The organism is Streptomyces sp. NPDC048291 (assembly GCF_043201715.1).
Lineage (GTDB): Bacteria > Actinomycetota > Actinomycetes > Streptomycetales > Streptomycetaceae > Streptomyces.
In genome coordinates, this window is record NZ_JBICZC010000009.1 from 1 (window position 1) to 22,471 (window position 22,471).

The 22,471-nt window shown below is 73.1% G+C and carries 18 protein-coding genes and 1 rRNA gene; 15 read left to right on the forward strand and 4 right to left on the reverse strand.

Translation table 11 applies throughout. The features are described 5' to 3' along the window. From rrf to ACGF5O_RS24075, 3 genes are all read left to right on the forward strand, one after another. A 5S ribosomal RNA gene (gene rrf, locus ACGF5O_RS24065) occupies positions 1 to 105 on the forward strand; the annotation flags it as partial. A gap of 150 nt (positions 106 to 255) precedes the next feature. Next, positions 256 to 1,461 carry a hypothetical protein gene (locus tag ACGF5O_RS24070; protein ID WP_393812347.1) on the forward strand — a complete coding sequence of 402 codons (1,206 nt, stop codon included), beginning with the start codon at positions 256 to 258 and terminating at the stop codon, positions 1,459 to 1,461. Next, positions 1,398 to 2,270, forward strand: coding sequence for a tetratricopeptide repeat protein (locus ACGF5O_RS24075; protein WP_393812329.1), 873 nt, complete (start codon positions 1,398 to 1,400; stop codon positions 2,268 to 2,270). The genes ACGF5O_RS24070 and ACGF5O_RS24075 overlap by 64 nt, the downstream gene beginning before the upstream one ends. A 108-nt stretch (positions 2,271 to 2,378) precedes the next feature. Here ACGF5O_RS24075 and ACGF5O_RS24080 read toward each other — a convergent pair whose 3' ends face one another. Beyond that, on the reverse strand, positions 2,379 to 3,662 hold the full coding sequence (locus ACGF5O_RS24080; RefSeq protein WP_393811944.1) for a DUF1015 family protein: 1,284 nt from the start codon (positions 3,660 to 3,662) through the stop codon (positions 2,379 to 2,381). A 94-nt stretch (positions 3,663 to 3,756) separates the two neighbouring features. Here ACGF5O_RS24080 and ACGF5O_RS24085 point away from each other — a divergent pair, with 94 nt between their 5' ends. From ACGF5O_RS24085 to ACGF5O_RS24100, 4 genes are all read left to right on the forward strand, one after another. Beyond that, entirely contained in the window at positions 3,757 to 4,785 is a 1,029-nt protein-coding gene (locus ACGF5O_RS24085; protein ID WP_393811945.1) for an HAD-IIA family hydrolase, read from the forward strand. 96 nt (positions 4,786 to 4,881) lie between these two features. After that, positions 4,882 to 5,925, forward strand: coding sequence for a FecCD family ABC transporter permease (locus ACGF5O_RS24090; protein WP_393811946.1), 1,044 nt, complete (start codon positions 4,882 to 4,884; stop codon positions 5,923 to 5,925). Continuing rightward, on the forward strand, positions 5,922 to 6,959 hold the full coding sequence (locus ACGF5O_RS24095; protein WP_393811947.1) for a FecCD family ABC transporter permease: 1,038 nt from the start codon (positions 5,922 to 5,924) through the stop codon (positions 6,957 to 6,959). Before ACGF5O_RS24090 ends, ACGF5O_RS24095 begins: the two co-directional genes overlap by 4 nt. Beyond that, complete coding sequence (locus ACGF5O_RS24100; protein WP_393811948.1) at positions 6,956 to 7,804, forward strand: ABC transporter ATP-binding protein; 849 nt, start codon at positions 6,956 to 6,958, stop codon at positions 7,802 to 7,804. The genes ACGF5O_RS24095 and ACGF5O_RS24100 overlap by 4 nt, the downstream gene beginning before the upstream one ends. On the opposite strand, the gene ACGF5O_RS24105 is transcribed toward ACGF5O_RS24100, so the two are convergent. After that, positions 7,788 to 8,135, reverse strand: coding sequence for a sterol-binding protein (locus ACGF5O_RS24105; protein WP_393811949.1), 348 nt, complete (start codon positions 8,133 to 8,135; stop codon positions 7,788 to 7,790). The genes ACGF5O_RS24100 and ACGF5O_RS24105 overlap by 17 nt on opposite strands. Positions 8,136 to 8,177: 42 nt before the next feature. Between ACGF5O_RS24105 and ACGF5O_RS24110 the strand changes: the two genes are divergently transcribed. The 5 genes from ACGF5O_RS24110 to ACGF5O_RS24130 all read left to right on the forward strand — a co-directional run bounded on the left by ACGF5O_RS24110 (position 8,178) and on the right by ACGF5O_RS24130 (position 13,704). Next, complete coding sequence (locus ACGF5O_RS24110) at positions 8,178 to 8,528, forward strand: hypothetical protein (protein WP_393811950.1); 351 nt, start codon at positions 8,178 to 8,180, stop codon at positions 8,526 to 8,528. Between the two features lie 7 nt (positions 8,529 to 8,535). Beyond that, positions 8,536 to 9,351 (forward strand): TlyA family RNA methyltransferase, encoded by an 816-nt coding sequence (locus ACGF5O_RS24115; protein ID WP_393811951.1) that lies wholly within the window; start codon positions 8,536 to 8,538, stop codon positions 9,349 to 9,351. Continuing rightward, a complete protein-coding gene (locus ACGF5O_RS24120; protein WP_189269084.1) occupies positions 9,348 to 10,253 on the forward strand; it encodes an NAD kinase in 906 nt (301 codons plus the stop codon). The genes ACGF5O_RS24115 and ACGF5O_RS24120 overlap by 4 nt, the downstream gene beginning before the upstream one ends. A gap of 244 nt (positions 10,254 to 10,497) precedes the next feature. After that, positions 10,498 to 12,225: a DNA repair protein RecN gene (gene recN, locus ACGF5O_RS24125; RefSeq protein ID WP_393812330.1), complete on the forward strand. Its 1,728-nt coding sequence runs from the start codon at positions 10,498 to 10,500 to the stop codon at positions 12,223 to 12,225. Between the two features lie 342 nt (positions 12,226 to 12,567). Beyond that, on the forward strand, positions 12,568 to 13,704 hold the full coding sequence (locus ACGF5O_RS24130) for a glycosyltransferase family 4 protein (RefSeq protein WP_393811952.1): 1,137 nt from the start codon (positions 12,568 to 12,570) through the stop codon (positions 13,702 to 13,704). A gap of 21 nt (positions 13,705 to 13,725) precedes the next feature. On the opposite strand, the gene ACGF5O_RS24135 is transcribed toward ACGF5O_RS24130, so the two are convergent. After that, positions 13,726 to 15,369 carry a PucR family transcriptional regulator gene (locus ACGF5O_RS24135; protein ID WP_393811953.1) on the reverse strand — a complete coding sequence of 548 codons (1,644 nt, stop codon included), beginning with the start codon at positions 15,367 to 15,369 and terminating at the stop codon, positions 13,726 to 13,728. A gap of 75 nt (positions 15,370 to 15,444) precedes the next feature. Beyond that, a complete protein-coding gene (locus tag ACGF5O_RS24140) occupies positions 15,445 to 17,247 on the reverse strand; it encodes a glycoside hydrolase family 15 protein (RefSeq protein ID WP_393812331.1) in 1,803 nt (600 codons plus the stop codon). A 516-nt stretch (positions 17,248 to 17,763) separates the two neighbouring features. On the opposite strand from ACGF5O_RS24140, the gene ACGF5O_RS24145 reads away from it, so the two are divergent. The 3 genes from ACGF5O_RS24145 to ACGF5O_RS24155 all read left to right on the forward strand — a co-directional run bounded on the left by ACGF5O_RS24145 (position 17,764) and on the right by ACGF5O_RS24155 (position 22,447). Further along, entirely contained in the window at positions 17,764 to 19,452 is a 1,689-nt protein-coding gene (locus ACGF5O_RS24145; protein ID WP_393812332.1) for a CTP synthase, read from the forward strand. A gap of 97 nt (positions 19,453 to 19,549) precedes the next feature. Further along, positions 19,550 to 20,176, forward strand: a complete 627-nt coding sequence (locus ACGF5O_RS24150; RefSeq protein ID WP_393811954.1) for an NUDIX domain-containing protein — start codon at positions 19,550 to 19,552, stop codon at positions 20,174 to 20,176. A 195-nt stretch (positions 20,177 to 20,371) separates the two neighbouring features. Next, positions 20,372 to 22,447 carry a tetratricopeptide repeat protein gene (locus ACGF5O_RS24155; protein ID WP_393811955.1) on the forward strand — a complete coding sequence of 692 codons (2,076 nt, stop codon included), beginning with the start codon at positions 20,372 to 20,374 and terminating at the stop codon, positions 22,445 to 22,447. Positions 22,448 to 22,471: the final 24 nt, after the last annotated feature.

Genomic DNA, 22,471 nt, shown 5'->3' on the forward strand with positions numbered 1-22,471 from the left:
AGCGTGAGGGAAACGCCCGGTTACATTCCGAACCCGGAAGCTAAGCCTTACAGCGCCGATGGTACTGCAGGGGGGACCCTGTGGGAGAGTAGGACGCCGCCGAACAATCTTTGGAGGACCCCTGGTCCCAGCGTTCAGCTGGGACCAGGGGTCCTTTTGTTTTTACAATGCTTGCGGTACCGAAGACAGGAGTCACCATGTCCACCAACTCTCCCGACGACCGACCGGAGCGCGACCAGCGGCGACGGGACAGTGGTGACCGCAACGACCGTGGGAATCGTGGCGGTTACGGCCGTCGTGATGACAACCGCACTGGTGGCGGCGGCGGTTACGGACGTCGTGACGACAACCGCGGTGGCGGCGGCTATGGCCGTCGGGACGACCGCCGTGATGACAACCGCGGCGGTAGTGGAGGCGGTTACGCCCGTCGTGATGACCGTCGTGACGACAACCGCGGTGGTGGCGGTGGTGGCGGTGGTGGCGGTGGCTACGGCCGGCGTGATGACAATCGTGGTTCTCGTCCGGGGTTCCAGCGTGACGATCGGGGCGGCGATCGGGGTGGCGACCGGGGTGGTTACGGGCGTCGTGACGACCGTGATCGTGGTCCCCGTCGTGATGACCGTGGGGATCGTCCCGCGTTCCGTCGCGACGACCGCCGTGACGACCGCAGGGACGATCGGCGTGATGACCGTGGTGACCGTCCTGCTTTCCGGCGTGATGACCGTGACGACCGCGGCGGCTACGGGCGCCGTGATGACCGTCGTGACGACAACCGCGGTGGCGGCGGTGGTGGCGGTGGCTACGCCCGGCGTGATGACAATCGTGGTTCTCGTCCGGGGTTCCAGCGTGACGATCGGGGTGGCGACCGGGGTGGTTACGGGCGTCGTGACGACCGTGATCGTGGTCCCCGTCGTGATGACCGTGGGGATCGTCCCGCGTTCCGCCGCGACGACCGCAGGGACGACCGCCGTGACGACCGCAGGGACGATCGGCGTGACGACCGTGGTGACCGTCCTGCTTTCCGGCGTGACGACCGCGACGACCGCGGCGGCTACGGGCGCCGTGATGACCGTCGTGACGACAACCGCGGTGGCGGCGCTGGTGGCGGTGGCTACGCCCGGCGCGACGACAACCGCGGCGCCGACCGCGGCGGCGACCGTGACACCCGAGGTGGCTACCGGGGCCGGGACGACCGGCGTGATGACCGCGCGCGCGGTCCCCGTCGCGATGACACCCGTGGCGGTGGCGGTTACGCCCGGCGCGACGACAACCGCGGCGGGGGGTACCGCGGCCGTGACGACCGCAGGGATGACCGGCGCGACGACCGACGTGACGACCGGCGCGGCGGTGGCCGCTTCCGCGACGAGCGGGACCGTGACCGTGAGCCGATCAAGCGCCTGCCGATCCCGGAGGACGTCACCGGCGACGAGATCGACAAGGACGTACGGCAGGAGCTGCTGAGCCTGCCCAAGGGGCTCGCGGAGGACGTCGCCAAGAACCTGGTGATGGTCGCCCGCCTCATCGACGAGGACCCCGAGGGTGCCTACGGCTACTCCAAGGTGGCCCTGAGGCTGGCGTCCCGGGTCGCCGCCGTACGCGAGGCGGCCGGCTTCGCCGCGTACGCGAACCAGAAGTACGCCGAGGCGCTCGCCGAGTTCCGGGCCGCGCGGCGCATGACCGGAAACGTCGACCTGTGGCCGGTGATGGCCGACTGCGAGCGTGGGCTCGGTCGGCCGGAGAAGGCGCTGGACATGGCCGGCGCCCCCGACGTGCACAAGCTCGACAAGGCCGGCCAGGTCGAGATGCGGCTCGTCGCCGCCGGTGCCCGGCGTGACATGGGGCAGCTGGACGCGGCCATCGTGACGCTGCAGAGCCCCGAGCTGGCCTCCAGCTCCGTACAGCCGTGGACCGCGCGGCTGCGGTACGCCTACGCGGACGCGCTGCTCGCCGCCGGGCGTGCCGACGAGGCGCGGGAGTGGTTCGCCAAGGCCGTCGAGGCCGACCGGGACGGCAGCACGGACGCCTCCGACCGGCTGGCCGAGCTGGACGGGGTCGAGTTCGTCGACGCTCTCGACGAGGAGGACTCCGAGGAGGCTCCCGAGGAGACCGCGACCGAGACGGTGACGGTGACGGCGACGGACATCGAGCCCGACGCAGAGCCCGACGCAGAGCCCGAGGGAGAGCCCGAGGCGGCGGCCACGGACGAGCCCGACGTCGAAGCCGACGCCGAGCCCAAGGCCGAGCCCGACGCCGACGGCGAGCGGGACTGAGCTCGGAGACAGGGTGTTCGAGTGACGGACAGAGGGCAGGCCCCGACCGGGGTCTGCCCTTTCTGCGTTCTCGGGGTTCTCGGCGTTCTCTGTGTCTCCGGCAGGCTGTCAGACGTCGAGCGCCCGCAGCACCAGCCCCGATGCCGGCTTCGGGCCGAACGACGTCGACTTGCGGGGCATCGTCACACCCTGGCGGGCCAGGTCGCGGACGACCTCCTCGCGGACCGGGTGCAGGAGCACGGCCGTACCGCCGTCGCGTTCGGCCTTGGCGACCGTCGCCGCCGTGTCGTGGATGTACGCGATGTGCGCGGGGGAGTCCTCGGGGATGCGCCAGACGTGGTCCAGGAGCGTGGCGTGCAGGACGGTGGCGTCCAGGGTGCGCCAGGCGGCCGGGCGCTCGTCGGGGATCGTCCGGGCCAGGAGGTCAGGGTCCGGGCGGTCGATGAGATGGAAGACGCCGTCGCCGGCCAGCAGGAACGCGTTGCCGGCGCAGGCCGCGTCGGCCAGCGCCTCCTGGGCCGCCGGCAGGGGGACGTCGAGCCGTCGTACCCGGAACAGGCCCTTGACGTGCTCCAGGGCCTCCGCCACCGGCAGGCCGTGCAGCAGGCGGTGGATGGCGCGGACGCGCAGCGGGTAGCGGGCGGTGTCGACGAGGAGGACCAGGCCGTAGTCCCAGGGGCTGGGAGAGGGATGCTCCGCGCGTAGACGCAGGTAGGTCGCCCAGCGGTGGTGACCGTCGGCGATCAGGGCCTGGCGGTGGGCCAGGTCGGCCTGGACGAGGGAGACCTCCGCGGGGTCGGTGATCGACCAGAGGCGGTGGTGGAAGCCGTCCTCCGTGGTGGTGGCGAGGAGCGGGGTGCGGTCGGCCACCGTGTCGATGACCTCCGCGGCCGCGCCGTTGCCCCGGTAGGTGAGCAGGAGGGGTTCGAGGTTCGCCGAGGTGGCCCGCATCAGGGCCGCGCGGTCGGCGACCACCGGGGGCATGACCTCCTCGTGCGGCAGGACCACGCCCTCGGACGGTTCCGAGACCCGTAGGGCGCCGATGACACCGCGCTGGAGCAGGCCGTTTCCGTCGTGCTGTTCGTAGACGTACAGGCCCGGTACGGGATCCGTGGCGAGGATGCCCTCGGCCTGCCAGCGGTGCAGGGTGTCGGCCGCCTGTTCGGTACCGGCGCTGGGGGTACCGGCCTGGGGGAGGATGAGGCGGACGATGTTGTGCGGGTCGGCGGACTGGAGATGGTGCACGCCGTCGGGGCGTACGACGACGTCGTACGGCGGGGAGGTGACGGCGGCCAAACTGCCGACCCGGTCCGGGTCGTAGCGAAGGCCTCGGAACGGGGTGAGTTCCAGGCCTCGGCGCTCCGTTGCTTCCGAGTGACCTGCAGTGTTCATCCCGGCATCGTACGTGTGTCAGTGGCGTGCGGGATGATCGACGGTGAAACGCGGACGGACGAAGAGTGACGAGGAGTGACGAGGAGCGATGGGGATGAGCCAGGGCGTCAGGACTGGTCCCGAGGGCAGTGGACAGGCCCTGAGCACGGCGTACGACACGGCGCTGCTGGATCTGGACGGGGTGGTGTACGCGGGCGGCAGTGCGATCGCGCACGCTGTGGAGTCGCTGGAGGTCGCCCGCGCGGGCGGCATGCGTCTGGCGTACGTCACCAACAACGCGCTGCGGACGCCGGACGCGGTGGCCGACCATCTCAGCGAGCTGGGCATCCCGACGGGGCCCGACGAGGTCATCACCTCGGCGCAGGCGGTCGCGCGGCTGATCAGCGAGCAGGTGCCGGCCGGGGCGCGGGTGCTGGTGATCGGCGGGGAGGGGCTGCGGGTCGCGCTGCGGGAGCGGGGTCTCGAGCCGGTGGAGTCCGCCGACGACGATCCGGCGGCCGTGGTGCAGGGGTACGGCGGCCCGGATCTGACCTGGGGGCGGTTCGCCGAGGCGTCGTACGCCGTCGCGCGCGGGGTGCCCTGGTTCGCGTCCAACACCGATCTGACGATCCCGAGCGGGCGCGGGATCGCGCCGGGCAACGGCGCGGCGGTGGCGGTGGTGCGGATCGCGACGGGTGCCGAGCCGCAGGTGGCGGGCAAGCCGCTGCCGCCGATGCACCGGGAGACGATCCTGCGGACGGGCGCGGAGCGGCCGTTGGTGGTCGGGGACCGGCTGGACACCGACATCGAGGGCGCGTTCAACGGCGGGGTGGACTCGCTGCTCGTGCTGACCGGGGTCACCGACGGACGGCAGCTGCTCGCCGCGCCGCCGCAGCACCGGCCGACCTATGTCGACGCCGATCTGCGCGGGCTGCTCACCGGGCAGCCGGAGGTCACGGCGGACGGCGGCGGCTTCCGGTGCGGTGGCTGGACGGCGACGGCGGGTGCCGACCGGCTGGAGCTGGCGGGCGACGGCGGGGCGCTCGACGGGCTGCGGGCGCTGTGCGCGGCGGCCTGGACGGCGGCCGGGGAGGGCGCCTGTGAGCTGGACGGAGGCAAGTCGCTGGCGCGGCTGGGGCTCTGAGGCCCCCGCACCGGACGGGGACCTGTCCGCATGGGCGCCGGGGCTCACGGGGACACGGCATCGAGACGCAATGCGAGGGTAGGCTAACCTAACCTCGTGTTGGTCGACAGTCCCCCCGAACAGCGCGCGGGCGCAGCCCCCGCGCCCCCGACCCGTCGGGCGATCCGGGCCTTCGGGCTCCTCGTCTCCGTCGTGATCCTGTTGCTCGTCGCCTTGGCGAGCATCGCGATCGGGGCGAAACAACTGCCCCTGGACCAGGTCTGGCACGGCCTGTTCCACGACACGGGTACGTACGGCGACGTCGTCGTCGACACGCGGCTGTCGCGGACCGTCCTCGGCCTGCTGGCCGGTGCCGCCCTCGGCCTGTCCGGGGCGGTGCTCCAGGCGCTCACCCGCAACCCGCTCGCCGATCCCGGACTGCTCGGCATCAACGCGGGCGCGTCGGCCGCGGTGGTCACCGCCATCACCTACTTCGGCGTCAGCACCCTCAGCGGCTATGTGTGGTTCGCGTTCCTCGGGGCGGCCGTGGTGGGCGGACTGGTGTGGTTCCTGGGCGGCAGCCGGGGTGCCACGCCGGTCCGGCTGGCACTCGCCGGCACGGCGATCAGCGCCGCGCTCTACGGCTACCTCCAGGCCGTGATGATCACGGACGACGCGGCGCTGAACAAGCTGCGCTTCTGGACGGTGGGTTCGCTGGCCTCGGCGAACAACTCGACGATCCTTCAGGTGCTGCCGTTCCTCGCGGCCGGCAGCCTGCTCGCCCTGGGCCTGGCCCGGCCGCTGAACGCGGTGGCGATGGGCGACGACACCGCCCGTGCCCTCGGCGCCAACCTGGGCCGCACCCGGGCCCTCGCCATGCTCGCCGCCACCGTCCTGTGCGGCGCGGCCACCGCCGCCTGCGGCCCCATCGCCTTCGTCGGCCTGATGGTCCCGCACGTCGTGCGCTCGTTCACCGGCCCCGACCTGCGCTGGATCCTGCCGTACGCGACAGTCCTGTCGCCCGTGCTGCTGCTCGGCGCCGACGTCGTCGGGCGGGTCGTCGCGCGCCCCGCGGAGCTCCAGGTCGGCATCGTCACCGCGGTCATCGGCGGTCCGGTCTTCATTCTTCTCGTACGACGGCGGAGGACGGCCCAGCTGTGAGGAACACGCGTACTCTGCGCACCCCCGGCGGGCTCTCCGTGCGGGCGGACCTGCGCGCGCTGGCCGTCGTGGCCGCGCTGCTGCTGGCCGCGTCCGCGGCGAGCGTCGTGCTGATCGGCACCGGCGACTTCCCGATCTCCTTCGGTGACGTGGTGAAGACCCTGTTCGGGAACGGCACCGCCGGACAGGAGTTCATCGTCAACGACCTGCGGCTGCCCAGGGTCCTGGTCGGTCTGCTGGTCGGTGCCTCGCTGGGCCTCGGCGGCGCGCTGTTCCAGGCGATCTCCCGCAACCCGCTGGGCAGCCCGGACGTCCTGGGCCTCTCCCAGGGCGCCACGTCCGGTGCGCTCGTCGTGATCGTGCTGATGTCCGGGAGCGCCACCCAGGTCACCGTCGGCGCCCTGATCGGCGGCCTGCTGACCGGTCTCGCCATCTATCTGCTCGCCTGGAAGCAGGGCGTGCACGGTTATCGGCTGGTCCTGGTCGGTATCGGCGTCTCCGCGATCGTCACCGCCGTCAACGGCTATCTGCTCACCAAGGCCGACCTGGTGGACGCGGCCCGCGCGGTCGTCTGGATGACCGGCTCCCTCGACGGCCGTGACTGGAGCCAGGTCTGGCCGCTGCTCGCGCTGTGCGCCGTGCTCGTCCCGCTGGTCCTCGCCAACGCGCGGGGCCTGCGGATGATGGAGATGGGCGACGACGTGTCGAACGCCCTCGGGGTACGGGTCGAGCGGGTCCGGATGCTGCTGATGGTGGCCGCCGTCCTGCTGACCGCGGCCGCCACCGCCGCCGCGGGCCCCGTCAGCTTCGTGGCGCTCACCGCGCCCCAGCTGGCCCGTCGCCTCACCCGTTCGCCCGGCCCCAACCTGCTGCCCTCCCTCTGCATGGGCGCCACCCTCCTGGTCACCGCCGACTGGGCCTCGCAGCGCGCCTTCGGCTCCGACCAGCTGCCCGTGGGCGTGGTCACCGGCGTCCTCGGCGGTGTCTATCTGCTGTGGCTGCTCGTCACCGAGCGGAAGGCGGGCCGGATATGAGCGCGATCCCTGCCGGCGAGACGAACAACCCTAGGAGCACCGTGAACCGCCTGTCCGCCGAGAACGTCACCCTCGCCTACGACCAGCGCGTCATCGCCGAGCAGCTGTCGGTGGAGATCCCCGACAGCTCCTTCACGGTGATCGTCGGCCCCAACGCCTGCGGCAAGTCGACGCTCCTGCGCGCGCTCTCCCGGATGCTCAGGCCGAGCCGGGGCCGGGTGCTGCTCGACGGCCAGGTCATCCAGTCGATGCCCGCGAAGAAGGTCGCCCGCACCCTCGGCCTGCTCCCGCAGTCCTCCGTCGCACCCGACGGCATCACCGTCGGCGACCTGGTCGGCCGCGGCCGGTACCCGCACCAGGGCATCCTGCGCCAGTGGTCCGCCGAGGACGAGAGGGTCGTCCAGGAGTCCATGGCGCAGACCGGGGTCGCCGAGCTCGCCGACCGGTACGTCGACGAACTCTCCGGAGGCCAGCGCCAGCGCGTCTGGATCGCCATGGCGCTCGCCCAGCAGACCCCGCTGCTGCTCCTCGACGAGCCGACCACCTACCTGGACATCCAGCACCAGATCGACGTCCTCGACCTGTGCGCCGAACTCCACGAGGAGCAGGGCCGGACGCTGGTCGCCGTGCTGCACGACCTCAACCACGCGGCCCGCTACGCCACCCACCTCATCGCGCTCAGGGACGGCCGGGTCGTCGCCGAGGGCGCCCCGAACGACATCGTCACCGCCGAGCTGGTCGAGGAGGTGTTCGGGCTGCGCTGTCAGATCATCGACGACCCGGAGACGGGGACCCCGCTGGTGGTGCCGGCGGCCCGCAAGGCGCGGGTCACAGCAGCTTCCTGAGCCGGAACAGGTCCAGCAGGTTCGCCTCCAGCTTCACCCGGCCCGAACCCCAGGCGCCGGCGAAGTTCAGCTCGCCGTCGACCAGGGCCACCAGGTCGTCGCCGGCCATGGCGAGCCCGATCTGCGCCTTCTCGCGCGGCGGCCCGGGGAACGTCTCCTCGACGTCGATCCGGCCGCCGGTGAGCCGGCCGGCGAAGGTGACGTCCAGGTCGGTGATGTGGCAGCTCACCGTGCGGTCCATGGCGGCGGCCGCGCGGACGTCGCCCTCGGCGCCGCCCATGCTGTGCGAGAGCTTGTCGAGTGCGGCGCGGCACTCCTCGATCGTGGCCATCGCGATCGACGGTACCCCAGGGCTTCGATGTAGCGTCGGGGCATGACCGACTCTGCGCCCGAAGGCCTGGTGGCGGCCCCGGTGCCGGGGGCCGAGGAAGTGGCCGCCGTCGAACCCGAGTACGACGCCGCCGCGCCCGCCCCGCTGAACGTCCCTCGCACCCCCACCGGCGACGCCGAGGTCGACGCGCAGCTCGACCGGCTGGCCGACGCCGACCACCTCGCCACGGACGGCCACCTGGAGGTGTACGAGGATGTACACCGGGGGCTGCGCGACGCGCTGACCGCGCTCGACACCCGCCCCGGACCCCCGGGACCTTCGGGCCCCCCGGCACCGGCACCGCCGGGCGCCAGCCGGCCGCCCGCACCGTCGTACCACCAGAGCAGGAGCTGAACCCACCGTGGCAGGAGTCGCACGTCGCCGTCTGGACGCGGAGCTGGTCCGCCGGAAGCTGGCGCGCTCGCGCGAGCACGCCAGCCAGCTGATCGCCGCCGGGCGGGTCACCGTCGGCAAGGCCGTCGCGACCAAGCCGGCCACCCAGGTGGAGACCGCCGCCGCCATCGTCGTCCAGTCCGACGACAGCGATCCCGAGTACGTGTCCCGGGGCGGCCACAAGCTCGCCGGCGCGCTGGCGGCGTTCGTCCCGCAGGGCCTGGTGGTCGAGGGGCGGCGGGCGCTGGACGCCGGTGCGTCCACCGGCGGCTTCACCGATGTGCTGCTGCGCGCGGGGGCCGCGCACGTCGTCGCGGTGGACGTCGGATACGGCCAACTCGCGTGGTCTCTGCAGAGCGATGAACGCGTCACCGTCAAGGACCGTACGAACGTACGCGAGTTGACGCTTGAAGCGATCGATGGGGAGCCTGTGGATCTTGTCGTGGGTGATCTGTCCTTCATCCCGCTCGGGCTGGTGCTGCCGGCCCTTGCGCGGTGTGTGAAGCCGGACGCCGACCTGGTGATGATGGTCAAGCCGCAGTTCGAGGTGGGCAAGGAGAGGCTGGGCAGCGGAGGAGTCGTACGGAGTCCGCAGCTGCGGGCGGAGGCCGTGCGGGGGGTTGCCGAGAAGGCGTGGGAGCTGGGGCTCGGGGTGAACGGTGTCACCGCCAGTCCGCTGCCCGGGCCGTCCGGCAACGTCGAGTACTTTCTGTGGCTGCGGGCCGGCGCACCCGAGTTGGATCCGGCCGACGTTGACCGTGCAGTGGCGGAGGGGCCGCGTTGACACAGAACCGAGCTCGTACTGTTTTCCTGCTGGCCCACACCGGGCGGCCCGCTGCGATCCGCAGCGCGGAGCTCGTGGTGAAGGGGCTGCTGGCGGCCGGCGTCGGCGTACGGGTCCTGGATTTCGAGGCCGCGGACCTGCCGCTGCCCGACGAGGTCGAACTCGTCGAGGAGGCCTCGCCGCACAGCCTCGACGGCTGCGAGCTGCTGATCGTCCTCGGCGGTGACGGGACGCTGCTGCGCGGCGCCGAGTTCGCCCGCGCCTCCGGGGTACCGATGCTCGGCGTCAACCTCGGCAGCGTCGGCTTCCTCGCGGAGGCCGAGCGGGACGACCTGGACAAGGTCGTCGACCGGGTGGTGAGCCGGGCGTACGAGGTCGAGGAGCGGATGACCGTCGACGTCGTCGTGCACCGCAACGGGGACATCGTGCACACCGACTGGGCGCTGAACGAGGCGGCCGTGCAGAAGGCGGGCGCCGAGAAGCTCCTCGAAGTGGTGCTGGAGATCGACGGGCGGCCGGTGACCGGGTTCGGCTGCGACGGCATCGTGCTGTCGACGCCGACCGGGTCGACCGCCTACGCGTTCTCCGCCGGCGGGCCGGTGGTGTGGCCGGAGGTGGAGGCGCTGCTGATGGTGCCGATCTCCGCGCACGCGCTGTTCGCGAAGCCGTTGGTGACGTCGCCGGACTCGGTGCTGGCGGTGGAGGTGCTGCCGCACATCCAGCCGGGCGTGCTGTGGTGCGACGGGCGCCGGACGGTGGAGTTGCCGCCGGGGGCGCGGGTCGAGGTGCGACGCGGGGCGGTGCCGGTGCGGCTGGCGCGCCTGCATCACGCGTCGTTCACGGACCGGCTGGTCGCCAAGTTCGCGTTGCCGGTCTCCGGATGGCGGGGGGCGCCGCACTAGCGGTTCGTGGGGGGCCGGGGAGCTTCGGCGGCTGCGGGTGGTTCGTGGCTTGTCGCGCGGTTCCCCGCGCCCCTGGGTGGGTCCACTCGCCGGGGTGGCGAGACGGCCGGTCGCGCCCGCGCGGCGGCAGCCGCACATCGATACGGCCCCGCGCCCCTTCGGGGGCACCTCCACCCGCCCGGGTGACAGGGTGCCTCGCGCTTCTCCCGCCCTACCTCGTAAGGTCTTCCCCGTGCTGGAAGAAATGCGGATACGGTCACTCGGGGTCATCGACGACGCCGTCGTCGAGTTGTCGCCGGGGTTCACCGCCGTCACCGGTGAGACCGGTGCGGGCAAGACCATGGTGGTCACCAGCCTGGGGCTGCTGCTCGGCGGACGGGCCGATCCCGCGCTCGTGCGGATCGGGTCCGAGAAGGCGGTCGTCGAGGGACGGGTCACCGTGCCCGCCGGAGCCTCGGCGGCCGTACGGGCCGAGGAGGCCGGCGCCGAGCTGGACGACGGCGCGCTGCTGATCAGCCGTACCGTTTCCGCCGAGGGGCGCTCGCGGGCGCACCTGGGCGGGCGGAGCGTGCCCGTGGGGCTGCTCGCCGACCTCGCGGACGACCTGGTGGCCGTGCACGGGCAGACCGACCAGCAGGGGCTGCTGAAGCTGTCCCGGCAGCGGCAGGCCCTCGACCGGTACGCGGGCGACGGGGTCGTCGTGCCGCTCGCCAAGTACGGCGAGGCCTACCGGCGGCTGCGGGCCGTGGCCGTCGAGCTGGAGGAGATCGTCACGCGCGCGCGTGAGCGGGCCCAGGAGGCCGACATGCTGCGCTACGGGCTCGACGAGATCGCGGCGGTGGAGCCGAGGGCGGGCGAGGACGTCGAGCTCGCCGAGGAGGCGGAGCGGCTCGGGCACGCCGAGGCGCTGTCGTCCGCCGCGACCGCCGCGCACTCCGCGCTCGCGGGCAACCCCGAGGACCCCGAGGGCATCGACGCGGCCACCCTCGTCGCCGGCGCCCACCGGGCCCTGGAGGCCGTACGGTCGCACGACCCGGCGCTCGCCGTGCTCGCCGACCGGATCGGCGAGGTCGGGATCCTGCTGGGCGACGTGGCGGGCGAACTGGCCGGGTACGCCGACGACCTGGACGCCGACCCGCTGCGGCTCGCGGCCGTGGAGGAGCGGCGTGCCGCGCTCACCGCGCTCACCCGCAAGTACGGCCAGTACGGCGACGGCATCGACGCCGTGCTGGCCTGGGCCGAGCAGGGCGCCGCGCGGCTCACCGAACTCGACGGCGACGACGGGCGGATCGACGAGCTGACCGCCGAGCGGGACGCCCTGCGGACGGAACTGGGCGGTCTCGCCCAGGCCTTGACCGACGCGCGCACGGAGGCGGCCGAACGCTTCGCCGCCGCCGTCACCGCCGAACTGGGCTCGCTCGCGATGCCCCACGCGCGCGTGTCCTTCGCCATCCGGCAGACCGAGGACCCGGAGGGCGTGGAGGTCGGCGGCCGGGCCGTGGCCTACGGCCCGGCGGGCGCGGACGAGGTCGAACTGCTCCTCGCCCCGCACCCGGGCGCCCCGCCCCGCCCCATCGCCAAGGGCGCGTCCGGCGGTGAGCTGTCCCGCGTGATGCTCGCCGTGGAGGTCGTCTTCGCGGGCACCGACCCGGTCCCGACGTACCTCTTCGACGAGGTCGACGCCGGCGTGGGCGGCAAGGCGGCGGTGGAGATCGGACGACGGCTGGCCAAGCTCGCCAAGTCCGCGCAGGTGGTCGTCGTCACCCATCTTCCCCAGGTCGCCGCCTTCGCCGACCGCCAGCTGCTGGTCGAGAAGACCAACGACGGCACGGTCACCCGGTCCGGCGTGAAGGTCCTGGAGGGCGAGGAGCGGGTGCGGGAGCTGTCCCGCATGCTGGCCGGCCAGGAGGACTCGGAGACGGCGCGCGCCCACGCCGAGGAACTGCTGGCGACGGCACGGGCGGACCGCTGACCCGTCGCTGACCGAGGGGGCGGGCGGCGGGGCGCCACCCGCCCCGCGGCCGTTCCCCCGCCCCGCCGTCGTTCGCCCGGCAGGCCGGAAGCCGTCGGCCGCGCTCCCGCTCCTTCGTCCCCGGCGGCGTTTTCGTCACCCTCCCGGGTGATACGGTCCGGCGCATTGCCCCGGCCCGCCTCGGTATGTGCCTTCTCGGAATACCCGGAACACCGTTGTGTGCTGGCATCCTTGAGGGGGACGCGGTGTCCGGGGGAGGCGCGCGCGGTGATGCCCTCGGCCCCGGTACCTTCTGTACGTTCCCCCGTGACCGCCCCACGCCGAACCAGGAGTCCCGGCCGCGTGAGCCCCGTGAGCAGCAACGCACCGCACGGTCAGTCGCCGCTGCGCACCGTGCAGGTGCTGGGCGGTGGCAACGCCGGCAGCAGTGTGCACGTGCGTTCGCTGGCCGCCGGCCTCGTCGCACGGGGCGTGCGGGTCACGGTGTGCGCCCCCGTCGAGGCCGATCACGCCTACGGCTTCTCGGACGTCGGCGCCGACCACGTGCACGTGCCGCGCAGCAGTGACCCGGGGTCGGTGGCGGCGCTCCGCGCGGCCTGCACGGACGCCGACCTGGTGCACGCCCACGGCCTGCACGCCTCCTTCCGCGCGGCCCTGGCGCTGAGCGGCCGCACCACCCCGCTCGTCGTCACCTGGCACAACCGGGCGCACGCCGAGGGCGCCCGGGCGCATCTGCTGCGGATGCTGGAGCGGCGGGTGGTGCGGGCCGCCGCCGTGGTGCTCGGTACCACCTCCGACCTGGTGGACCGGGCCCGGCGTACCGGCGCCCGGGACGCCCGGCTCGCCGCGGTGGCGCTGCCCGGCCCGCAGCGGCCCGCGGACCAGGACGAGACGGAGCTGCTGCGGCCCAAGGTGCGCGCCGAACTCGGCGCCATGGGAAGGCCGTTGCTCATCGCCGTCGGCTCCCTCGACCGGCACCGCGGCTACGACCACCTGCTGGACGCGGCGCGTGCCTGGTGCCGGCTCGACCCTGTACCGCTCCTCGTCATCGCCGGCGAGGGGCCGCTGCGCCCGGCGTTGCAGCGGCGGATCGAGGACGAGGAGCTGCCGGTGCGGCTGATCGGGCGCCGCGACGACGTCACCGAGCTGCTCGCCGCCGCCGATCTGGCGCTGCTGCCCAGCAGTTGGGAGTCCCGTTCGGTCCTCGCCCAGGAGGCCCTGCACGCGCGCGTGCCGCTCGTCGCGACCGCCGTCGGCGGTGTCCCCGACCTGGTGGGGGACGCGGCCGAGCTGGTGGCGTACGGCGACGCACGGGCCCTCGCCGCAGCCGTCGTACGCCTGCTGGACGATCCCGAGCGCTGTGCGGAGCTGCGCGAGCGGGGTTCCCGGCAGGCGGCGAGCTGGCCCACGGAGGACGAGACCGTGGCCCAAGTGCTCAGCGTGTACGACGAGTTGACGCAGCCCCGGCCGCTGCCGTAGCCCCGTCGGGCGCCCTGGGGCCTAGGGCACGTGCCGGCGGGCCCGCAGCGCCAGGCTCAACGCCATGACCACCTGCGGGTCGTCGAGGTCCGTGCCCAGCAACTCCCCGATGCGGGCGAGGCGGTTGTAGAGGGTCTGCCGGTTGAGGTGGAGTTCCCGGGCCGTCTCCGCCTTGCGGCCCGCGTGCGCCAGGTAGGTCTCCAGCGTCGGCAGCAGCGGTGGCCTGGAACGGCGGTCGTGGTCGCGCAGCGGGCCGATCGCGCGGTCGACGAAGGCCGCCAGGTCGGGATGGTCGCGCAGCCGCCACAGCAGGAGGTCGATGTCGAGGCGGCGGGCGTCGTACCAGGGCCGGTCGGAGAGGCCCTGGGCGGCCGTCGCGGTCTCGGCCGCGTGCCGCAGACCCGCCGAGGCCGCCGCCCAGCCGCCGGCCGCGCCGACCACCACGACCGGGGGAGCGGCTCCGGGGCGCTGCATCCCGGCCCGTTCCACCCCCGCCCTGAGCGCCGCCGCGACCCGGTCCGCGACCGTCGTCCGCTCCGCCTCCGAGCGCAGGCCCAGGAGCAGCGGGACGCGGCCCTCGACCGGTCGTACGCCCAGCAGGACGGGCACGCCCACGGCGGCCAGTTCCTCGCCCACCGCGCGGGCCAGCACGGCCCAGCCGCCGCCGGGGGACAGGGAGTCGCCGACCCGCATGACCACCGGCAGCAGCGGGCTGCCGCCGGGCTTGAAGCCGAGGACCCGGGCCTGGGCCGGGGCGTCCTCGGCGGTGATGCGGCCCTCGGCGAGGTCGGTGAGGAAGTCGCCGCGCCCGCGGGCCGCCAGCTCCTCCTCCTGACGGGCCTGCATCAGGACGACGGCCAGGATGCCGGCGGCGCGTTCGGCGGCGATGCGGTGCACGGGCGCGAGCGGGCCGCGTACGGGCAGCAGGACCAGCCGGGCCCGCACCGATCCCGCCCCGGGCCCGCCGCCCGGCACGTCCACCAGCACCGCCCCGGCCGACGGCCGCGTGTCCTTGCGCTGGCCGCGCAGCCCCTCCCACACCTGGAGCGGATCGGCACCCTCGGGGCCCGCTCCGGCGGCGTACAGGAGCTGGCCGTCCGCGGTCTCCAGGAAGACCGGGTTGCCGGCGAAGTCGGCCAGGATGGCCAGCACCTGGGGCACCCCGCCGCCGCCCAGCAGGGCCTCGGTGCAGCGGCGGTGCACCTCCTCGGCGCGCTGGAGGAGGGTGTAGTGGTGGTTGACGATCTCGGTGTGGATCTCCTCCGTCACCGTCACGAACGGCACCTCGCGGTGCAGCACCACCAGCGGCAGCCCGGTCGCCCGGGCGGTGTCGACGAGGGTGGCGGGCAGCTGGGAGAAACGGGCGCCCAGCTCCACCACCAAGGCGGCGATGCCCCGCTCGGCGAGCGTGCGCACGAACGCCCGCTGCTCGGCGGGGCGGGTGCCCAGGCCGTAGCCGGTGGTCAGCAGCAGTTCGCCGCCCTTCAGCAGCGAGGCGATGTTCGGCACCTCGCCCGCGTGCACCCAGCGCACGGTGCGGCTCAGCCGGTCGGCGCCCGCCAGGATCTCCGGCAGCCCGCTGCGCAGCCCGGGCAGCTCCAGTGCCCGCTGCACGGTGATCCCGGCGCCCTGGGTGTCGGGTCCACTGCTCCTACCGCTGTCCATGGAGCGGACGCTACCTGGGCGAACGCCTCCGCGGCACCTCGCCCGCGGCCGGTGACGTCCGCCCGTCCCCGGCGGCTATCCCCCGTACGCCCCGGAAGCCGTGAGGCGAAGCGCCGTGTCGATCAGCGGCACGTGACTGAACGCCTGCGGGAAGTTCCCCACCTGCCGCTTCAGCCGCGGATCCCACTCCTCCGCCAGCAGGCCGAGGTCGTTGCGGAGCGCGAGCAGCTTCTCGAACAGCTTGCGGGCCTCGTCGACGCGCCCGATCATCGCGAGGTCGTCGGCCATCCAGAACGAGCAGGCCAGGAAGGCACCCTCGTCGCCCGGCAGGCCGTCCACGCCCTCCTCGCCGCCCGAGGTCGGGTAGCGCAGGATGAAGCCGTCCGAGGTGGACAGCTCCCGCTGGATCGCCTCGATGGTGCCGATGACCCGCTTGTCGTCCGGGGGCAGGAAGCCCATCTGGGGGATCAGCAGCAGCGACGCGTCCAGCTCCTGCGAGCCGTAGGACTGCGTGAAGGTGTTGCGCTCCTTGTCGTAGCCGCGCTCGCAGACGTCCCGGTGGATGTCGTCGCGCAGCTCCTTCCAGCGCTCCAGCGGGCCGTCCGCGTCCCCGGACTCGATCAGCTTGATGGTGCGGTCGACGGCGACCCAGGCCATCACCTTGGAGTGCACGAAGTGCCGGCGCGGGCCGCGGACCTCCCAGATGCCCTCGTCCGGCTCGTCCCAGTGGTCCTCCAGGTAGCGGATGAGCTTGAGCTGGAGGAGGGAGGCGTAGTCGTTGCGGGCGAGGCCGGTCATGTGGGCCAGGTGCAGGGCCTCGGTGACCTCGCCGTAGACGTCGAGCTGGAGCTGGTGGGCGGCGCCGTTGCCGACCCGGACCGGCGCCGAGTTCTCGTAGCCGGGCAGCCAGTCCAGCTCGGCCTCGCCCAGCTCCCGCTCGCCCGCGATGCCGTACATGATCTGCAGGTTCTCGGGGTCGCCGGCGACCGCGCGCAGCAGCCACTCGCGCCAGGCGCGGGCCTCCTCGCGGTAGCCGGTGCGCAGCAGGGAGGACAGGGTGATGGCCGCGTCGCGGAGCCAGGTGTAGCGGTAGTCCCAGTTGCGGACGCCGCCGATGTCCTCCGGCAGCGAGGTGGTCGGCGCGGCGACGATGCCGCCCGTGGGGGCGTAGGTGAGGGCCTTGAGGGTGATCAGCGAGCGGACCACGGCCTCGCGGTACGGGCCGTGGTACGTGCAGTGCTCGACCCACTCCCGCCAGAAGTCCTCGGTCGCCTGCAGGGACTGCTCCGGCTCCGGCAGCGCGGGCGGCTGCTTGTGCGAAGGCTCCCAGGAGATCGTGAACGCGATCCGGTCGCCCGGGGCCACCGTGAAGTCCGCGTACGTGGTCAGCGCCTTGCCGTAGGTCTCGGCCTCCGTGTCGAACCACACCGAGTCGGGTCCCGCGACGGCGACCGTACGGCCGTCGTGCTTGTGCACCCAGGGGACGACCCGGCCGTAGGAGAACCGCATGCGCAGCACCGAGCGCATCGGCACCCGGCCGGTGACGCCCTCGACGATGCGGATCAGCTGGGGCGCGCCGTCACGCGGGGGCATGAAGTCGGTGACCCGGACCGTGCCGCGCGGGGTGTCCCACTCGGACTCCAGGATCAGCGAGTCGCCCCGGTAGGTGCGGCGCGCCGCGGTCGGCGGCTCGGAGTCGGCCGCGTGCGCCGGGCCGAGCCGCCAGAAGCCGTGTTCCTCGGTGCCGAGCAGACCGGCGAAGATGGCATGCGAGTCGAAGCGGGGCAGGCACAGCCAGTCGACTGTGCCGTCCCGGCAGACCAGGGCAGCGGTCTGCATGTCTCCGATGAGTGCGTAGTCTTCGATGCGCCCGGCCACGTGCAACTCCAGTCGAACGGCCACGTCACCCCCCAGGCAGAAGGGGGCTGTCGCTAGTGCGGTCAAGGGGGGTTGTTGTTGTACGTCGTTGAGCGGTGAAGCAAAGCAGCCCGCCCTGCCCTGAGGCAAAACGACAGTCACAGCTCAACGAACTGCCAAGCTCTCGTTGTTCCGGGAGGTACGGGCGGGGGTGTGCCGTGTATTCCGGCCGGGCTCGGCAGCGAGTGTCCGAGCAGGATACGACGCACGTAGATGATCTGCGTGCCGCTCCGGGCAACCCGTGTGGGCCGAACGGGTGAGCCCTGGGTGAAAAGCGGGTAAGGCAGGCCCCATGTCCGTGCCGACGTGTGTACGGAGCGTGGCCGGAAGCCATCTCTCCGCGGCGCTGATACCCTGGTAGCCCGTGGACCGGTGGGCACGAAACCCCCGAACCGCAGCGACGGCACCACCCCGGAAACTCCAGGACGGGAGCCGTACCGCACGACAGACCGCGACCACGGGAGCCCCCTCTTGGCCATGCCGCCGCATGCTTTTAAGAACAGCGCAGCCACGACGACCAAGCACATCTTCGTCACCGGGGGTGTCGCCTCCTCGCTCGGCAAGGGCCTGACGGCCTCCAGCCTGGGCATGCTGCTCAAGGCCCGGGGCCTGCGCGTCGTGATGCAGAAGCTCGACCCGTACCTGAACGTCGACCCGGGCACGATGAACCCCTTCCAGCACGGTGAGGTGTTCGTCACCAACGACGGTGCCGAGACCGACCTGGACATCGGCCACTACGAGCGTTTCCTTGACCGCGACCTGGACGGCTCCGCCAACGTCACCACGGGTCAGGTCTACTCGACGGTGATCGCCAAGGAGCGGCGCGGCGAGTACCTGGGCGACACGGTCCAGGTCATCCCGCACATCACCAACGAGATCAAGCACCGCATCCGCCGCATGGCCACCGACGAGGTCGACGTGGTCATCACCGAGGTCGGCGGCACGGTCGGCGACATCGAGTCGCTGCCGTTCCTGGAGACCGTCCGCCAGGTCCGGCACGAGGTCGGCCGGGACAACGTCTTCGTGGTGCACATCTCGCTCCTGCCGTACATCGGCCCGTCCGGCGAGCTGAAGACCAAGCCCACCCAGCACTCGGTGGCCGCCCTGCGGAACATCGGTATCCAGCCGGACGCGATCGTGCTGCGCTGCGACCGCGAGGTGCCCACCGCCATCAAGCGCAAGATCTCGCTGATGTGCGACGTGGACGAGGCCGCGGTCGTGGCCTGCCCGGACGCCCGTTCGATCTACGACATCCCGAAGACCGTGCACGGCGAGGGCCTTGACGCCTACGTCGTCCGCAAGCTGGACCTGCCGTTCCGCGATGTGGACTGGCGGACCTGGGACGACCTGCTCGACCGCGTCCACAACCCCGACCACGAGATCACCCTCGCGCTGGTCGGCAAGTACATCGACCTGCCCGACGCCTACCTCTCGGTCACCGAGGCGCTGCGGGCCGGCGGCTTCGCCAACAAGGCCCGCGTGAAGATCAAGTGGGTGACGTCGGACGACTGCCGTACCCCGGCGGGCGCGGCGGCCCAGCTCGCCGACGTCGACGGCATCTGCATCCCCGGCGGCTTCGGCGACCGCGGTGTGCTCGGCAAGGTCGGCGCGATCAAGTACGCCCGCGAGAACCGGATCCCGCTGCTCGGCCTCTGCCTGGGCCTGCAGTGCATCGTGATCGAGGCCGCCCGCAACCTGGCCGGCATCCCGGACGCCAACTCCACCGAGTTCGACTCCGCCACCGGCCACCCGGTCATCTCCACCATGGCCGAGCAGCTGGACATCGTCGCAGGCGAGGGCGACATGGGCGGCACCATGCGCCTGGGCATGTACCCGGCGAAGCTGGCCGAGGGCTCCATCGTGCGCGAGGTCTACGACGGCAAGGAGTACGTCGAGGAGCGGCACCGGCACCGCTACGAGGTCAACAACGCCTACCGCGGGGAGCTGGAGAAGAAGGCCGGTATCCAGTTCTCCGGCACCTCCCCGGACGGCAAGCTCGTCGAGTACGTCGAGTACCCGCGCGACGTCCACCCCTACCTGGTCGCCACCCAGGCCCACCCGGAGCTGCGCTCCCGCCCGACCCGCCCGCACCCGCTCTTCGCGGGCCTGGTGAAGGCGGCGGTCGCGCGTCAGCAGGGCGCCGTCGAGCAGGAGAATTCGAAGTAACACACCAGTTGTACGGTGGCCGGGGTGCATACCTTCGAAGGCGGGCACCCCGGTTTTCTTCTCCGCACGTGGCAGGCACGTGGAAGGGCGGCACGGCATGACGATCAAGGACACCCCCGAGGAGTGGGAGATCCGCGCGACGGAGACCCCCTTCGTGGGCAACAAGACCTCGGTCCGCACGGACGAGGTGGTCATGCCCGACGGCTCGGTGGTCCGCCGCGACTACCAGGTCCACCCCGGCTCGGTCGCCATCCTCGCCCTCGACGAGGCGGACCGGGTGCTGCTCATCCGCCAGTACCGGCACCCGGTCCGGCAGAAGCTCTGGGAGATCCCGGCCGGCCTGCTCGACATCCCCGGCGAGAACCCGCTGCACGCCGCCCAGCGCGAGCTGTACGAGGAGGCGCACGTCAAGGCCGAGGACTGGCGGGTGCTGACCGACCTGTACACCACCCCCGGCGGCTGCGACGAGGCGGTGCGGATCTTCCTCGCCCGCGACCTGTCCGAGGCCGAGGGGGAGCGCTTCGCGACCGAGCACGAGGAGATCGACCTGGAGTACGCGCGCGTGCCGGTCGACGAGCTGGTCCGCCTGGTGCTCGCCGGCGACGTGCACAACAACTGTCTGGTGACGGGCGTCCTGTCGCTGGTCGCCGCCCGCACCGGCGACGGGCTCGACGCGCTGCGCCCGGCCGACGCGCCTTGGCCGGCCCGCCCCTTCGAGGCCTGAACCCGCCCTGCGGGGTCCGGAACCCGCAGGGCGGGGGTACCGGTGTGACCATCGCCTGATCCGATCGGGCGATGCGCCCGCCGCGCTCCGCCGGGAACGTCCGCGCACGTGAACTAGGCTCGACGCGATTGAGCCGAAACGCCCGAACCGGAGCCCCGGCGGGCCTGCGTGTGCGGTGGGACGGGAGTGTGGCCCGTGACGGATCAGGCGGTGGACACAGGCGGCGTACGGCGCTCGGCGCCCGCGGCCACGGACGACCGGTTCCTGGGCCGTACAAGGGAGTTGAAGGAGCTGCGCGCCGACATCGAGCGCGCGGGCCTGGACACCATCGCCGGCCGCAAGGCACCCCGCGCCCGGGTGCTGCTGGTCGCCGGCCGACCCGGCTCCGGCCGCACCGCCCTCGCCGCGGAACTCGTCCGGCAGGTCGCCCCCGGCTACCCCGACGGGGTGCTGCGCGCCCGCCTCACCGAGCCCGACGGCACCCCGGTCCCCGTCGAGCGCACCGCCCGCGACCTCCTCACCGCCCTGCGGCTGCCCACCCCGCCCGGCGCCGCCGCGGACGACCTCACCCACGCCCTGCGCACCGCCCTCGCCCAGCGCCGGATGCTGCTCCTCCTCGACGACGCGCCCGGCGCCGAAGAGGTCGACGTCCTGCTCCCCGAGAGCCCGGACTGCCTGGCCGTCGTCGTCTCCGGCGGCCCGCTCACCGGGATCTCGGACGTCCGCCCCTGCACCCTCGGCGGCCTCGACACCAAGTCGGCGGTGGAACTGCTCAGCCGGCACACCGGTTCGGTCCGCATCACCGTCGACCCCCGGTCCGCCGAGTCGCTGGTCGAGGCGTGCCAGGCGCAGCCCGCCGCGCTCGCCCTGGCCGGCGGCTGGCTCGCCGCCCGACCCCAGGCGGCCGTCTCCGACCTCGCCAAGCGGCTGCACGCGGAGCCGGACGACGGCACCGCGCTGGCCCGGGTCTTCCGGTTCGTGCACGGCCAGCTGGCGGCCCAGTCCGCGCGGATACTGCGCCTCCTGTGCCTGGCCCCGGCCGGCCTGATCGACCCGCACACCGCCTCCGCCCTGGCCGGCTGCTCGGTCGACACCGCCCGCACCACCCTGGACGAGCTGGTCCGCCTCGGCCTGCTGCACCCGGTGGCCTCCCCGCTGCCCCAGTACGAGGTCCCCGGCTGCCTGCACCCGCTGCTCCTGGTGCTCGCCGAGAGCCAGGAGCGGGCCGGCGAGCTCCAGCTGGCCCGCGCCCGGATGCTGGAGCGCACGGTACGGCTGCTGCAGTCCTGCCGGGCGATCACCGAGACCGACAACCCGCAGGCCCGCGAGAAGCTCCAGGCCCTGCCCCGGGAGCTGCGCTTCCCCACCCCCAGGGCCGCCGCCGACTGGCTGCGCGTCCGGCGCCCGGCGCTGCTGGCCGCCGCCCGCGCGGCGGTCGCCGACGGCGAGCTCGACACGCTGGCCCGCCGGCTGATGGCGCAGTTGGTCAAGGCGATGGTGGCGCACCTCGGCACCCAGGCCGCGGCCCCCGACCTGTACGGCATCCACGGGCTCGTCCTCGATGTCGCCCGGCGCCGGGAGCTGCCCCGCGAGCAGGCCGCCGCGCTGCTGAACCTCGGCGACCTGGACGCGCAGACTGGGCGGACGGCGGACGCACTGGTGCGATATCGGTCGGCTTTGGATGCCGGACGCAGCGCAAATGACCCGTACGCGACCGGTCGCGCAATGGAATCCGTAGGTGGCACCTACCAGGAGCTGGGGGACTACGACCGGGCGGCCGACTGGTTCGGCCGCGCCCTGGCCGAGCGACTGGCCCGCGGCGAGCGTGCCGAGGTGGCCCGGCTCTACGGCCGTATCGCCGGCGCGCACACCTACGCGGGCCGGTACGGCGAGGCGCTGCGGGCGTGGCGGGCGGCCGTTTCCGGCCACCGCAAGAACGGTGATGTGCCCGCGCAGGCAAGGGCGTTGAGCGAGCTGGCCCGGGTCCAGGAGTACGCGGGACGGCCCGAGGAGTCGCTGCGCACCTGCCAGGAGGCGGTGGAGTGGGCGCGCCGCGCCGAGGACGTCCGGCTGCAGGCCGCGCTCCAGCTGCGACTCGCCGACACGCTGGAGCGCCTCGGCGACTCCACCGCCGCGAGCCTGCACCGCTCGGCCGCCGAGCGCATGCTGGGGGAGGGGCTGCCGGACCTCTTCGGGCACGCGGAACCCGACTCCGACCCGGAACACGGCGCTAACGCCTGCGAAATCCGTAGTGCATCCGGCGAAGATTGATGCAATGAAAGGCTAGACAGTCGG

What these genes read in the sequence shown, in the direction of transcription:
- ACGF5O_RS24100 (WP_393811948.1), top strand. Translation starts at nt 6,956, where the DNA reads ATGAGCGCGATCCCTGCCGGCGAGACGAACAACCCTAGGAGCACCGTG.
- ACGF5O_RS24080 (WP_393811944.1), bottom strand. Translation starts at nt 3,662, where the DNA reads ATGAACACTGCAGGTCACTCGGAAGCAACGGAGCGCCGAGGCCTGGAA.
- ACGF5O_RS24150 (WP_393811954.1), top strand. Translation starts at nt 19,550, where the DNA reads ATGACGATCAAGGACACCCCCGAGGAGTGGGAGATCCGCGCGACGGAG.
- ACGF5O_RS24105 (WP_393811949.1), bottom strand. Translation starts at nt 8,135, where the DNA reads ATGGCCACGATCGAGGAGTGCCGCGCCGCACTCGACAAGCTCTCGCAC.
- ACGF5O_RS24145 (WP_393812332.1), top strand. Translation starts at nt 17,764, where the DNA reads ATGCCGCCGCATGCTTTTAAGAACAGCGCAGCCACGACGACCAAGCAC.
- recN (WP_393812330.1), top strand. Translation starts at nt 10,498, where the DNA reads ATGCGGATACGGTCACTCGGGGTCATCGACGACGCCGTCGTCGAGTTG.
- ACGF5O_RS24135 (WP_393811953.1), bottom strand. Translation starts at nt 15,369, where the DNA reads ATGGACAGCGGTAGGAGCAGTGGACCCGACACCCAGGGCGCCGGGATC.
- ACGF5O_RS24085 (WP_393811945.1), top strand. Translation starts at nt 3,757, where the DNA reads ATGAGCCAGGGCGTCAGGACTGGTCCCGAGGGCAGTGGACAGGCCCTG.
- ACGF5O_RS24110 (WP_393811950.1), top strand. Translation starts at nt 8,178, where the DNA reads ATGACCGACTCTGCGCCCGAAGGCCTGGTGGCGGCCCCGGTGCCGGGG.